This window comes from Mucilaginibacter dorajii (assembly GCF_024808255.1).
GTDB lineage: Bacteria > Bacteroidota > Bacteroidia > Sphingobacteriales > Sphingobacteriaceae > Mucilaginibacter > Mucilaginibacter dorajii.
The window spans coordinates 549,464-564,886 of record NZ_JANTYS010000001.1 but is presented as its reverse complement, the minus strand read 5'-3'; the positions used below and the strand labels follow the sequence as shown (position 1 = coordinate 564,886).

Annotated in this window: 8 protein-coding genes; 4 read left to right on the top strand and 4 right to left on the bottom strand. The window is 42.1% G+C overall.

What is annotated here, in order from left to right; genetic code table 11:
* Positions 1-49: 49 nt before the first annotated feature.
* From FHS10_RS01970 to FHS10_RS01960, 3 genes are read right to left on the bottom strand one after another with little or no spacing between them, the layout of a single operon-like run.
* Entirely contained in the window at positions 50-7,705 is a 7,656-nt protein-coding gene (locus tag FHS10_RS01970) for a cadherin-like beta sandwich domain-containing protein (protein ID WP_259087142.1), read from the bottom strand.
* Between the two features lie 42 nt (positions 7,706-7,747).
* Positions 7,748-8,674, bottom strand: coding sequence for a formyltransferase family protein (locus FHS10_RS01965; protein ID WP_259087135.1), 927 nt, complete (start codon positions 8,672-8,674; stop codon positions 7,748-7,750).
* A 38-nt stretch (positions 8,675-8,712) separates the two neighbouring features.
* Positions 8,713-9,246, bottom strand: a complete 534-nt coding sequence (locus FHS10_RS01960) for a phage tail protein (RefSeq protein WP_259087133.1) — start codon at positions 9,244-9,246, stop codon at positions 8,713-8,715.
* 448 nt (positions 9,247-9,694) lie between these two features.
* On the opposite strand from FHS10_RS01960, the gene FHS10_RS01955 reads away from it, so the two are divergent.
* The 4 genes from FHS10_RS01955 to FHS10_RS01940 are packed head-to-tail and all read left to right on the top strand — an operon-like array spanning position 9,695 to position 12,365.
* Entirely contained in the window at positions 9,695-10,288 is a 594-nt protein-coding gene (locus FHS10_RS01955) for a hypothetical protein (RefSeq protein ID WP_259087131.1), read from the top strand.
* 5 nt (positions 10,289-10,293) lie between these two features.
* Positions 10,294-10,953: a hypothetical protein gene (locus tag FHS10_RS01950; protein ID WP_259087130.1), complete on the top strand. Its 660-nt coding sequence runs from the start codon at positions 10,294-10,296 to the stop codon at positions 10,951-10,953.
* Positions 10,917-11,705: a sensor histidine kinase gene (locus tag FHS10_RS01945; RefSeq protein ID WP_259087128.1), complete on the top strand. Its 789-nt coding sequence runs from the start codon at positions 10,917-10,919 to the stop codon at positions 11,703-11,705. Before FHS10_RS01950 ends, FHS10_RS01945 begins: the two co-directional genes overlap by 37 nt.
* 6 nt (positions 11,706-11,711) lie before the next feature.
* On the top strand, positions 11,712-12,365 hold the full coding sequence (locus FHS10_RS01940; RefSeq protein ID WP_259087123.1) for a response regulator transcription factor: 654 nt from the start codon (positions 11,712-11,714) through the stop codon (positions 12,363-12,365).
* Between the two features lie 145 nt (positions 12,366-12,510).
* On the opposite strand, the gene FHS10_RS01935 is transcribed toward FHS10_RS01940, so the two are convergent.
* Entirely contained in the window at positions 12,511-15,306 is a 2,796-nt protein-coding gene (locus FHS10_RS01935) for an outer membrane beta-barrel protein (RefSeq protein ID WP_259087121.1), read from the bottom strand.
* Positions 15,307-15,423 lie beyond the last annotated feature (117 nt).

Sequence of the window (15,423 nt, the reverse complement as noted above, 5' to 3'; positions counted from 1 at the left end):
TTTCATAGATCATAGGCCGGGGTTAATATTTAATTGGATATTTTACACGTTAGTATTTGATAATGATATATCCCGTTTTACGTTTGGTTTCTTTACCATCCGCGTACTCTAAGGAATAATAATAGGTCCCCGGTTTTTGCATTGTACCGGTTTTGTTAGAATGGCCATCAAACACATTACCGTTTGTACCATAACCTTTTACATCATACACCAATACACCGCCAGCGTTCATAATCGATAAGTGATTATTAGTGTGGTTTTCGATGCCGTCTATCGTCAGAATATCATTCTGCCCGTCGCCATTTGGTGATAGGGCCTGGTGTACAATAAGTTGATCACCGGTGATATCGTTTGATTTTTTGGCTATGCCTGTAATATTTGTCGTTGCGAATGATAATAAATCGCTTTTACTTATAAGCAGCGTAAGCTCACGTTGGGTTACTCCATCTTCGGCCGTTATCAATACCGGGATAGTGGTAATACCTGAACTAAGCTGTACAGCGGCAGAAGCTACGCCATTTCCCGTTAAGATTCCATTTACCTTTACGCTGGCATTATTATCATTTGGCGTTGCAGTTACGTTAATGCTACCCGCATTTATGCTGGCCGTCCAGGTATCGGCACTCCCTGATCTTATCAACTGGCCTGTATTTATTGAAAGCCCCTTTATGGATACATCTGACAAACCTGCTTTGCTTACCTGTATGGTAATTGTGCGCGTAGTTACCCCATCTGCTGCGGTTATCAATACCGGGATACTGGTGGTATAGCCAGTGAGCGACACTGCGGCAGAGGCTACGCCGTTACCTGTGTTTACATTGTTAACCTTTACAATGGCATTATTATCTGCTGGCGTTGTGGTTACTGTTAACGTTGTACTATGAGGGCTTACAGTGGCGGTCCAAACATCAGTGACGCCGGTTCTTACCAATAGTCCGGAGCTTAATGCAAGTCCTTTTATCGATACATCTGATGAAGCCGATTTGTTTATTTGTACAGTAAGTGTACGCGTGGTTACACCATCTTCGGCAGTTATTAGTACCGGAATATTGGTACTGAAGCCCGTAAGCGGTATAGGTGCCGATGCTATGCCATTGCCTGTTTGTACATTGTTAATCTTTACGTGGGCATTATCATTAGCTGGCGTTGCCGTTATTCTTACCGTTGTACTGTCAGGACTTACTGTGGCTATCCAGGTGTTGCTTCCCGCCACTTTTAACAACGTACCCGAACCGATGGAAAGTCCCTTTATAGATATATCTGATGACACATAGGTTAACACCAATGTTAGTTGACGAGTGACTGTACCATTTTCTGCGGTTATCAATACCGGGACGGTGTTAACGCCCGAGTTCAGTATTACAGGCGCAGAGGCTATACCGTTGCCTGTTTCTATATTATTGACCTTTACATGGGCGTTAGTATTGGTTGGCGTTGCAGTTACCGTTATACTGCCGGTAGTTAACGAAGCTGTCCAGGTATCGCTGGTACCAGTTCTTACCAATATACCAGGACTAATGGAAAGCCCTTTTATCGATACATCTGGTGACAGATTGGTTATAACTAACGTTATAGCACGCGTGGTTACGCCGTCTTGGGCTGTTATTAACACAGGTATGGTGTTAATACCCGCGTTAAGCGTTATTGGTGCAGAAGCTACGCCGTTACCTGTTGGCACAGTGTTCACCTTCACGCTTGCATTACTGTCCGTTGGTGTTGCAGTTACCGTTATACTGCCAGTATTTAATGAGGCAGTCCAGGTGTCGCTACTTCCGGTTCTTATCAATAAGCCAGAACTTATTGAAAGACCTTGTATTGAAACATCCCCTAAGCCTGTTTTGCTTACCTGTACGGTAAGCGCACGCGTGGTCACCCCATCTTCGGCGGTTATTAATACAGGTATGCTGGTAGTATAACCCGTTAATGGTACCGGTAAGGAGTATGTACCATTATTGGTAGTCACCCCGTTGATCTGGATGGTGGTATGACTGTCTGTTGTATGGACCAACACAGTGGTGCTGTTTGTTGACGCCGTTACAGACCCGTTAAAGATGTCTGTATTGGCAACGCGGGCCACTGTACCGGAGCTTATTCTTACATCACTGATAGCAACAGAACTTGAACCAAGTCCTTTACGTGACACCGTAAGCGTATAAGTACTTGTTGCTATGCCATCAGGGGTAGTTACTACGGTAGTTATCGTGTTTGCGCCTGTGTTTAAAGATACATTTACGTTACCTGCATTATCAGGTGATACACCGTTAACAGTTATAACTAAACCCGGATCAATAGCTACCGGCTTAACAGAAATAACACTTACGCTATTGTCAACCAAAGCTGTATAATTTGTATTTGCACCACTAAATGCCGGGCTAAGCGTACCGTTATTTAACGTTAAAGCGGCAAGTGTAGCATCCGGCGCTAAACGGGTTACATTTAAGGCATAAACCTGGGTATTAACGCCATCGGCTGCTGTTACTGTAACCCTTATCCGGTTTGGCAACCCTGTGTTAAGTGGCACACTTGCACTTGGAGCGCCGGCGCTTATGGTTGTAGCGCCTACGGTAACTGTTGCATCCGCAGCATTGGTAACCGGTGTTATATTTAACGTACTAAAGCTGTAAGGTACAGAAGCCGTGTATGTAAAGGTAGTGCCAGAAAATGCAGGGCTTAAAGCACCGCCGTTTATAGCTAAAGATGCAAGGCTAACATCAGCTGCCGGCAGCCTGTTTACGTGTAAGGTTGTTGTTGTTTGATGAACACCATCTGCAGCGGTTACTACAATATCAAAAGTATTATCGCCTAAATTTAATGACAGCAGGTTAGTTGCATTGCCCTGGGCTACTGCAACACCATTAACGGTAATTGTTGCGCCGCTATTACCTGCCACCGGTGAAAGCCTTACCCCGGTAATTTTATTTGCCACGGTGAGCGGCGTAAGGGCATCAAAAGCGAAATTGAAATTATGCGAATATCCAGTACCCGAAACAGCAATGGCCACTAAGCTGGCATCAGGCGAGAAAAGTGGCGGGGCTTGTCCGGCACGTGTAAGCACCAGCGTGTACGTTTTTGTGGCGCTGTTATCCTGTGGTGTAACTACTATATTAAAAGTATTATCCCCGCCATGTAAAGTCATGGTATAATTGGCAAACCTGGCTACCGCGGTACCATTTATTTTCATGGTAGCGTTTGGATCGTATGAGTAAGCGGTAAGTGGCAAACCGGTTATGGTTGAATCAGCCAGTGTAGCTGTATAATTTAATACACTGGGATCAAAAGGCTCGTTTATTGTAGTAACATATGGAATGGAAAGCGTAGCCAGGTTATTATCTGACGACAGCGTTCTTGTTACTGTTATTGTATAATTTTTTGTTACTGTACCATCCTCAGATGTAACTACTATAGTGTAAGTATTAACGCCATAATTAAGTGTTGGTGTAACGCCTAAATAATTTACCGTATTACCATTAACCGTAATAATAGCAGCGTTGTTTGTGGCAACTGGCACAAAGTTAAACTGTGATACATTGTTAGCTACGGTTGCAGTATAATTATAAGTGGTACTGCTAAATGGTTCATTAAATGTTAATACAGTAGTATTAAGTGATGATAAGCTTGCATCTGACGATGGTGCCCTGGTTATAGTTATATTATAACTTTTAATATCTCCGTTTTGTGCTACACCGTCAACATTTATTGAATTATCGCCAACATTTAACGGAAAGTGGTAAGACGTAGTTGCGGTTATCTTGATGGGGCCTATTTGTGCACTGGCGTCAATATCGGCCGCGGTCGCGGTAATATCTGTGCCATTAACAAGATTACCTACAGAAGCCGTATATGTTGTTGTGTTAGGGTCAAACACCGGATTAATTGTAACCCCGCTCAGCGTAATGTTTGTTAACAGGTTGTTTGTAGAAAATGCCCTGTTTACAGTTACCAGGTAACTTTGTGTACTGGTACCATCCTGGGCAGTTACCACTATGGTAAAGTAGTTAGTACCGGCACCTAAAGGTAAGGTAATTGCCGAACCTGATGTTAGCGCCATACCATTAACAAGCATGGTGGCATTACCCTGATGAACAACAGCAGTAAGATCAATGGATGTAGTGTTATGATCTACATTTACTAAATATTGATATGTTCCGGCATCAAAAGGGGCATTTAACGTTCCCTGTGAAACCGATATATTTAATAAAGCGGCATCAGGAGATAAAAGAACCGTTAAGGCCGAGCTATTTGCCGGTGCCTGGATAAAATCGTAATTGGCTGCACTTAAACCCGAACCAATTATAGGATAACTTCCCTGCGGACTTGAGGTTGTTGCTGTGGATGTAAAACTTAATGTACCGGTTGTAGCCGATGCCCGTGTATCGCCATTAACAAACCCTGTTACTGTTCCTGTAAAGGCCGGGTTAGGTGCCAGGTAAGTTTTACTTGCAGCGGTCGCTACGTAACTTAATGAAACCTTACTAATGGTTAAGCTATTACCTGTATAGTTTAAAGCGTAATTACTATTCACCGCCAGGCTGCCCTGGTTAATGGGGTAATTACCAGCGGTTTCGCCGGCAACACGGGTTAACGCCCCCGTAAAGGTATCACCACCGAGTAACGCATCGGCAGTATAGGTTAAAGCCGGATCTGCATCGCCATATGTTTTGGTTTGAGCGTTGGCAGTTACATTAATTGTTTTTTGACCGATACTTAAATTATTACCCGTAAAGTTTAAAGTATAGTTACTGTTTAATGCCAGGCTTCCCTGGTTAATAGCATAACTACCAGCAGTTTCGCCGGCAATACGGGTTAATGCACCTGTGAAGCTATCTCCACTGTTCAATGCATCGGCAGTGTAGGTTAAAGCTGGATCCGCATCGCCATATGTTTTGGTTTGCGCATTGGCGGTTACGTTAATTGTTTTTGTACTGATAGTAAAATTTGCGCCCGTAAAATTAAGGTTATAGTTATTGGCGTTTAAAGCAAGGCTACCCTGGCTAATAGCATAGATACCTGCACTTTCCCCAACGGCACGTGTTAACACACCGCCAAAGGTATCGCTAAAGCCGAGTGCGCCAGAACTATAAGTTAAGGTTGGATCAACATCGCCATAGTTTTTACTTAGTGTGTTCGCATTTACGCTAACCGTTTTTTTGGTAATGGTAAGATTATCCGGTAAAAACGATATGGTATAATACTGATCAGTAAATACCCCTGTGGTAGCATTTACCGGCCTTTTGGTGCCAAGGTTTAACGTATAAACACCCGCATCTTCGCCCGGTTGCCTGCCAAATGTACCAGTCATGCCTTCGCCTGGCGCAAGTGAACCTACCCGAAAATAATAAGGGAAGCCAGGATCAGCATCACCGTAAACTTTAGTGGCCGGTGCAGGCTGCAAGGTTATGGCCCTTTTGGTGATGGTTAAATATTCGGGTAAAAAAGTAATGTCGTAGTTATTAGTCTGATCTACACCTGTTGTGGCATTTACGGGGTGTTTGGTTCCTATACTCAAAGCGTATGTACCTGGGGTTTCGCCCGGATCGCGAACGTATGAACCTGTCATCCCATCAGTACTTGCTAATGAGCCCACTCTATAATAATAAGGGTAATTGGGATCCACATCACCGTATGACTTACTTGCAGGAGCAGGTTGAATACTGATAGCCCGCTTGTTAACAGTTAAAACGCCGCTTACAAAAGTGAGTGTATATTTGGTGCTGCTTATGGCCAGCGTGCCCTGGGTAATATTATAAGTACCGATATTGGTACCGGCATCGCGCGTTAACGCGCCTGTGAAAGCATCGCTGCCCACTAATGTGCCCGTAGTAACTGAATAAGTTAACGATGGATCTGCATCGCCATATATTTTACTGCCGGCATTTGCAGTTACTGTTATTGCAGCCTTGTTTACCGTTAAGGCCTGTACTACATTGCTTGCAGCCAGGTTATTGGCATCGCCCGCCTGCGAGGCAGTTATATTTGCCGTACCGGGGGCAACAATTTGAATTTTACCACTCACTATAGTCGCCACAGCCGTGTTATCGCTGCTATAGCTCACAGTTAAGCCGCTGCTTGCTGTTGCACCAGGCGCATAATTCGCATCGCCATATGTTTTGGAGGCTGTTGAAGCAAAAGTAATAGTTTGTGCTGTCTTGGCCCGGTTTACAGTTACTTTATAAGTTTTAGTTGAACCATCCTGCGCGGTTACCACAATGGTTTGGAGATTATCGCCTATATTTAAGTTGAAACTGGCAGATGCAAAGCCCGATGTAACAATGGTAGTGTTAACTTTGATAGTGGCGTTGGCCTGGTTTTGTGTTGGTGTAATGGTAATTGCTGATATGCTGTTTGATACCGAGGCTGTATAAGAAACAGTGCCCGAAGCGAATGTTGGGTTTAATGAACCACTACTTAAACTAAGCCCCGAAAGTGTGGCATCATTTGATAACGTTGAAAAAGAAACCACGGTACCATATGATGTGCCTGCAGAGCTGATTGCATATGCCCTTAAATAATAGGTGGTTGAAACGCTTAAACTTCCTATGCTTGCAGAGAACGTCCCTGTGCCAGTACCAATGGTTTGTTTGGTATCGGTACCTACAGTTGGTGTTGTATTTGAAGAACTATATACTACCCCACGTTCGGTAACGGATTCGTCGGTTTGCGATATATTGCCGCCTATAGTGGCAGTTGTTGCGGTAATACTACTTGCAGCAGTTGTTGAAATTACCGCGGCCTGTGGTACGCTTAGAGCTGTAATGGCCGCACTGTTTGGCAATGAAGAAATATTGGTTATTGCGCTTACCGAACCTGTACCTAAGTCTATTTTTCTTATTGCCCTTACGGTAGGCGATAGCCCTGCCCCGTCATAAATAAAAGCCCTGTTATTGCCCGCATCAACTGCCAATAAAACGGGACTTGCGGCTATACTGCTTGCTATTGTTGTTTGACCGGTACCATCTGGATGTATTTTAACAAGCGCATCATTAGCACCGTTACTTGAAAAGGATCCGTCACTGGTAAGGTAATAGATGTAATTATCAGCAACATTATAATGAATAGCGTTAATAGGTGTGCTATTTGAAATAAGGGTGGTTGAGCTACCATCGCTTATTTTAATTACCTTCATGATATTTGTGGTCGCAAATACATCCTCGACAATTACCTGACCATGAGTTAAATCAAGTGCCAAATACTTTGGCGAAGCTGTGATTGAAGCTAAAACCAACGCATCACCTGTACCATCGGGCTTTACTTTTCTCAACGCGTCGCCCGCGGCTAATGTAGAACCGCTGGCCGTAGTTAAATAATAAATATAACCACTTGCTGCATCATAACGCAGTGCTACCACTTGTGTAGGTACAGTTATAGTAGTTGTTAATGTACCACTGCTTAAATTTACTACCCGTATCTGAAGCGCGTTTGCTGTTCCCTCATAAACAAAGGCGCGATTGCCAGGAAAATCATAGGCTGTAAATGTAGGTAAAGCTGTAAATGATGATGCAAGCGTAGATGCGCTGGTTCCATCATAACCTACCCGCACTACGCCATCTGTACTGGTTGCACTGGCGGTGCCATCATTTAGCGTATAATATACCTGCGCCTTGCTCTTTAGGGCCGATCCCATCACAGCAATCAACAAGAGTGCGAATGTGAGAAAACGTAGATGCTTTGATACAAAGCCCCTTGGGAAAAGTAAAGTTTTTTTCATAATAAGGTAATAAATATCCGGTTGCATTGCCTGCTAATTTGTTTATAGCCGACTGATAAATTTTTGCCCTGTTTGTAAACCATAAAAACCTGCGTGCCGGGCCGGTATACAGGTACTGTTTATATTGAAAAAATTAATGCTTAATACCTCATTATCGATGCATATCACATTAAAGTTGCTATTTCCTATTATAATTGCCCCTGGCGTACTATTCGGTTGCTTTTCGGTGGCTTGTTCCGCATCCAATATTTTAAGTTCATACCCGTTTATCAACGCAGCAGCCCCATTATTCCATGAACTGCATGCTTTAATTAAGCTGAGTATTTCTTTTACATCCATCTTCTCCCAATTGATCATCACATCTGCGAATTTGGGTTTGCTGTAATATTTAGCCTCGGTTTTATCTTGTATTTTTTTACTTAAAACCTGGTTTTTGGCTATTTTTTCAAGAATATCCAACACTCCCCTAACCTGCAACTCACTAAAAACCTCGTTGATATAGCTATATGTATGATATTCTTCGTTATTGATATTGTGTTCCCAAACAACCGGGCCGCTGTCCAGCTTATCTGTCATTTGGTGAATAGCCAGGCCAATACTGGCCTCGCCTTTTTTTATTTGCCAAAACACAGGTGATGGCCCCCTGAATTGTGGTAGTTTACCAAAGTGTATGTTATATATACCTTTGGGCACGCCGCTTAATTGTTCAATATCTACCTTATTGCTATAACCCAAAAAGAAAATAACATCCGGGCTATACACCTGCTGCCATTGATATAATTCTTCTTGATTACTCTCTGTGTAAATATTAATCGCTTTTGACCTGCAAAAAACTATGATATCATTTGCGGCGATACCAGGCTGCAGCGATTTCCCCAGGTACAACATAACCCCTGCTTTATTATAATTGCTTAAATAAGAAAGCAGGGGCATGCATATTTTAGAATTTGATACAATGCCAATTTTCATTTGCACCTATCAAAAATTTTGTTCATTTCCATTATATATTACGGTCTTGGCGGCCAGATACCGTTAAGCGCAATTATAAAAGTAACAGCCAATACCGGCGATAAAGTTGCAACCGGTTGGTTTCCGCCTGTTAATGAAATTGTAGTTGCGTTCATTTGTTGATCAGGTTTCGCATCAGAGTAGCTGTTAATAAGTGTACCTGCAGCCGGATCATTTGACAGTGCAGGGAAAAAGCCCCCCGGAGTGCTTTGATTCGCCGCTGTCGAGACCCCGTTTACCAAATGCGAGTGAGCAGGCAGTTGTTGTTGAGACAAATTAACAGACTCACTACCACCTGTTTGCCCTTGAACATAAGAAGACAGGCCTCTGCCCTGCCCTGCGTGAATAGGTGCGCGACTTCTCAAATCGGGCAGTGCAAAGGTTTGTACGCCATCGCCACCGTACGTTGTACCGATTAAAGCAAATAAAGCATTGTTTTGAGCGATTGACATTATTTGCCCGTCGCACGTTGCCCATCCCTGGGGCGCGTAGGTACCGGCAAACATGCGGATTTCTGCAATGTAAGGATCCATAGTGTGTAAATTTTAGGTTTTAGTTATTGGTTATTTTCAGGTTTACAATTATCAAATTGCCTGGTAAATATATATTATTCTATATGATAAAAATTTTATTAATTATAAACCGAGACACTGAAATCTGTAAATATTTACCTAACTATCAATATTTTACAATAATATAAGCTATTGATTAATTTAGTTTCCGATATCGCCATATCGTTGTCATTGCATATTGTAATTATTACGAACTGGTTTATATTTAGCAGCGAAATTTATTTTACAAAAGGCACAATTTATTTTTTATCATTTTTATGACACTCCAAATGTCTGTTTTAATCAAAAGGTAAAACAGGGTGTAATCAGCTTTTTTAACAGGGTTTTTTAAGGGTAAAAAAAGGTGGGATATAAATTGTGTTTGTACTTATAATTGAGCACTTTCGAATCACCTTAAATAATAACTATCATGACAATAAAAATTACCCTATTAGCGCTGGCAGTTGCCGGCCTTGGCTTTAGTTCGTGTAAACAAAGCACCCCAGCTGTAACAGCTCCTCATCCGGATGCGCAAATCGTTGATACCTTAACCTATGAAACGGCACTGCGGTATGTAAAAAACTATGAAAGCCGTGCCGGCACTGTTGACTCGGGTTTACTTGGAGCAAATGGGTTAGGTAAAATCTATCATAAACCAGACACCCGCTGCGTTTGGTTTAGTGTGGCCCGCTTGGACAGCCTTGTTAAAAAAATCAAGAACGAAGGCGGCGATGGCATCCGTTTTTACCTGGCCAGTTACGATAAAAACTATGATAAAGACTTTGTGGGCGGGCATAAGCCAGATAAACAATTCTGGGGTTTTAATACGCTGGTAATGGTATCAACAAGGCAATTGTTAGGCGATACCAATAAATATCATTGGGATTACTATAAAGGTAAACCAGCAACAGGCCAAGCCAAAACCGACGGCGGCTTTATAGTTGGCACGCCTCCAGAAAACCGTGGCGAACAATGCCCGCCACCGGCTACTTGCAGTAGCATTGGTGCAACCCTAATCCAATAAAACAAATGATGTTCATCACCATAAATACCGGGGGTGAGTTTATATGCTTCCTGGCTGCCTTTATCTTTTTAATTAAAGATAAGGATACAGCCTGGAGGCTATTTATACCCTACCTGTTGCTAACCTGCATTTGTGAGGCCATGGGTGTTTATATGCGTAAGGTAGCACACATTCCCAATTACAACCTGTATAACGTTTTTTTATTGCTGGAGTGTGGGATTACCAGTTACACATTTTACAGTTTGTACAAGCCTTTTAAAAACACGGGCAAATGGCTAATTACCTGGTATATTATATTTATGGCAATCTACTTGGCCGAACTGGTGATGAACCATTTTAAATCATTTGTATCCATAACTGCATCGGTAATGTCGGTGGTATTTGTACTGGCCAGCCTGTATTATTACTATCTTAAACTGATGGACGAGAACTTTGAGCGGCTGGCATTTTCGGCACCGTTCTGGTGGGTTAGCGGCGCGTTATTTTTTTACTTTGGCAGTACTACCTGCAATATATTTTTCGATTATCTTTCTCAAATAAAACCTATTAACAATCAACTTTCCATCCGGTATTACATCTTTATTTTACTAAATATAATACTATACTCATTTTGGTCATACGCTTTTTTATGCAGATATCTTCAGAGGAGATCATTTTCCTCATAGGGCTTACATCGCTTATATTTTTAATAGCCCCACTTTTCCTCATCATTTATGTGGTTTCCTATAACCGCAAAAAAAAGAAACACCAGGAAGAGAAACTACTGCTGCAAAAAACATTTGAAAATGAACTACTTAAAACACAGATTGAAGTACAGGAGCAAACATTAAAAACAATTGCTTATGATTTACACGATAACATTGGCCAACTATTAAGCATCACTACCATTACACTAAGTTCTATCGATTTAAACAACAAGGATAAAGCAGCCGAGAAACTTGCTTTTGTTGATGACCTTACCAACCGGTCTATCAAGGAAGTGAAAGCCCTTTCACGCCTGCTGCACGGCGAAGAGCTGGTAAACCGCGGTTTGGCCGCCGCCATTGAATTTGAGTTGGAATGGCTAAAACGTTCAGATAAATTTAAAATCCACTTTGAAAAAGAAAACTTTGGCGTATTTAGCGGGGATGGTGCTAAGGAAACCATTGTTTTTCGCCTGTTCCAGGAAATCATAAATAACATTATTCAGCACGCCCGGGCAACCGAAATTTTTATAACTTTAGAGCAGATTGAAAATGCCTTTAAGTTAATCATTCGCGATAACGGGGCTGGCTTTAATGTTGATGAAACATTGAAACGCAAAACAGGAATGGGGCTTCATAATATAACGAAACGTGCTGCAATGATAGGTGGTATAGCCTCAATAACCTCAACCGTAGGTAGCGGATCTGAAATTGTTGTAACTATACCCTATTAGATATTGATGTACCCCGAAAAAATTAACATCGCTATTGTTGACGATCATACGCTTTTCAGACAAGGCCTGGCCAGTTTGCTTAACGACTCCGACAAGATAAACGTACTATTTGATGCCGAGAACGGGCAGGATATGATTAAAAAAATATCCCAAAACCCTTTGCCCGAAGTGATATTGATGGATATCACCATGCCTTTAATGGATGGCTATGAAAGCACCAAATGGATCAAGCAACATCACCCCGAAATTAAAGTACTGGCCTTAAGCATGTTTGAAGAGGACAAACCCATTATAGCCATGCTAAAAAGTGGTGCCGGCGGCTATATGCTAAAACAATCAAAAGCGGCCGACCTGATTGAAGCCATTACCGGTATAGCCCAGCAATCGTTTTATATTAATGAACTGGTGAGCGGCAAATTATTGCGCAACATTCAAAATAATCAGCCACTAAAAACCCAACAGGTAGAAATAAACGCCAACGAACTAAAATTTCTTGAACTTTGCTGTAGTGATCTTACCTACAAGCAAATAGCCGATATAATGAACTTAAGCCCACATACCATAGACAATTATCGCGAGGCCCTGTTCCAAAAATTCGATACCAAATCAAGAACCGGCCTGGTGATAGCCGCTTTGAAACAGGATTTGATTAAGATATAGGGCCAGCCCCACCCTGCCCTCTCCAAAGAACAAGCCTCACCTAAATCCTCTCCAAAGGAGAGGACTTTAAAAGAAGGGCTGAGAAGTTATTAAACCTTGCTAATCAAAAGTCTCCCCTTCAGGGGAGATTTAGAGGGGCTTTCTCTTACTCAATAAAACTTCCATCCCCTCTCCTCTTCATCCGTTGTCCATGGCGCATGGGCGCACCACTCCATTTTTGAAGATTCAACTTTGCGCTCAACATAAAATAACGACTTTGCGCATTGCTAAGCGTGTTGGTTACCGAGTTTTCGGTAGTTACCTGGTTTACAAAGTTGTTTTGTTTTAGTATATCAAACACCTGGAAACTGATAGTGAGGTTACGCTTCCTGAAAAACTGATTCTCGATATAAGCGTTAATAACCAACGGATTACGGGTTAGGTTTTGCGATACTCCCGTCACAAAGTTCTTACTGGCATTGTACCCAAATGTAGCCGTACGGCCTTCTAAAAAGTAAAACTTACCATCAATAGCCAGCGCCGTAGTGCGGATATTCGTATTTACCGAATGTGGCAGTGTAAAAAATGATTTGGCTACATCGTAAGATACATATGGATTAATCTCGATAGATTCATTTGGGTTGATCTGCGGACCAAAACGTTCATTGTAATGCCACATTGTGGTGAAGTTTTGTATGTTATTACTCATAGATACCCCATGAGTATACTGGATGGTACCATTAAGCGACAGGTTATATTTACGATCATCAAACTGTTTAGAGATGTTATAATTGCCTCCAATGCTGTAGCTCCCGTCTAAGTTGATGTAATGCGTTTCGTTTTTTAGAGCACCTAAAGTATCGGCAATCTGCACGGTATTGGTAACTATTTTATTTTTGATAAAACTGATATTGGCATTGCCCGATACGTTAAACTTTGAATCTACCAGGTAGTTGTTGTATTGAAAATTGATAGAGTTGCTGAACGATGGTTTCAAATCGGGGTTACCCACAACCGGGTTTTGCGGATTTGATTCATCCCTTACCGGCTGAATTTGATTAAACGATGGTTCCTGCGGGCTACCAGAATAATTGACTGAAAATCGCTCCTGCTTTGACCACACGTACTGAAAGCGCGCTATCGGGATTAAATTAAAATCGTTACGATGGGTACTTATTACGCCACCGCTAATTTTTGTGCCATCCAATACAGTGGGTACCGCGGTAACACCTAAGGATACATTATATTTTTTTTCCTGTATCCGGTAGTTAAGGGCCAAACGGGTTTCGGTAAACGAGTATTTAAAAACATTGCTTAGTGAATCTACCAGGCTACGTCTACCTGCTGAATCTATATTATAGGTATAAGCCTGGTTATCATAACTACGTGAATTTACCTGCGCGTTAAATTCCAATTGTGACACATCGCTAAGCGGCTCAACATAGGTAAAGCTGGTCCTGAAACTTTTGCTCAGGTTGGTGCGACTAATGTAGCGGTTCACCAAAGAATCCTTCAATACGTGATCAGTTGAATCCTGGTAGTAAATAATGTTATTATCCTGCCCGTTAACCGTTTCGTTATCGGCCCTTGTATAACTTAGCTGTAAGGATAAATTACGCTTAGGTTTTTTAAATAAATGCTGATAAAACACAATACCGCTGTAAGTAGGTACGGTATTATTACTATTGGTTATACCAGCAATATCCTGGTGTATTAACCCGGTTCGGAAATATTGGGATGTGTTGGATGAGTTTGCGCCCGTGTAGCTAAAACTTGGCGTTACTTTTAAATAATTTGCGCTATCTATATTATACTCCAGTTCCAGGTTAATTCTATGGGTTTTGTTGTCGTTTTGCGCATTGCTGTTCCTGATAAAATTGGTGGTACCCAGTGTGCTAAATTGCTGCCCATCGCTATGATTAATGGAGTTAACATCCCTGAAATTGTAGTTGTAGCTGGCATTGATCTGTATTTTTTTTGTGAGATAGCCGCGATAGCTAACATTAGGACCGCCTGTTTTTGTTGTGCCACCGCTGCCACCGCCACTACCGCCGGTAACGCCGTTTACGGTATTTACAAAACTACCTATCACCCCTATTTGCTCATTACCGTTAAGCCGCTGAAAAAATAAGCGATTATCATAACGGTCGTCACTACCTATACCCGTATTTAAACGACCAGTGTTCCCTACAGATTTATCGGGCCGGGTAGTAATATTAAGCACCTTTTGAGGGTCGCCATCCTTAATACCTGTACGGGCGGCCTGATCGCCATAATCATCAATTATCTGAATCTTCTCTACTATATCGGCAGGCAGGTTTTGAATTGCCTGTGCTACATCGCCACCTATATAATCCTTACCGTTTAGTCTCGCTTTCACTACAGCCTGTCCCTGGTGTGTAACTGTACCGTCTTTAGCCACTTCAACCCCCTCCATCTTTTTGATCAGTTCATCAACCGTTGCGTTGGGGCGTACCTTGTAATCGCTGGCGCGATACTCAACGGTATCTGTTTTATAAGTGATACTTGGCTCGCCGTTAACCACAACCTCGCCCAACATATGCGATTGCGGTTTTAATATAAACGGATCAAGTTCCAGACTGCGGCTTTCGTCATTATTCAGCATCTTTCGTACCACGGTTTGAAAGCCGATACTGGTAACGGTAATAACAAAAGTTGCCGATTTAACACTCCTGAAAGTATACTTACCCGTAGGCCCTGTACTTGTAACCATACTATCAGTAGCCGATACTAATTTTACAGTAGCACCTTCCATTTTTTTGCCGGCAGTATCTTTAACCACACCTAAAACTTCTCTGAAAGGCAACGGTCCTTTTTGATCTTTTGAGCGCCGTTGCTGCTGAAAATTGCCATTACCATTGCCGCCACCTCCCCGACGGTTTTGGGCATAAGTAATATTTCCAAGAGTGGCGATAAATAACAGGAGTAGAATTTTCTTCATATGGTAAGGCGGATGTGCACAGGTAATGGTTTATAGCATGTAATTAATCTGTTACTCAATACTGTTAAGCTGACATTAATTACATGCTGCTATAAAAGTACATATGCCCTATTGTTT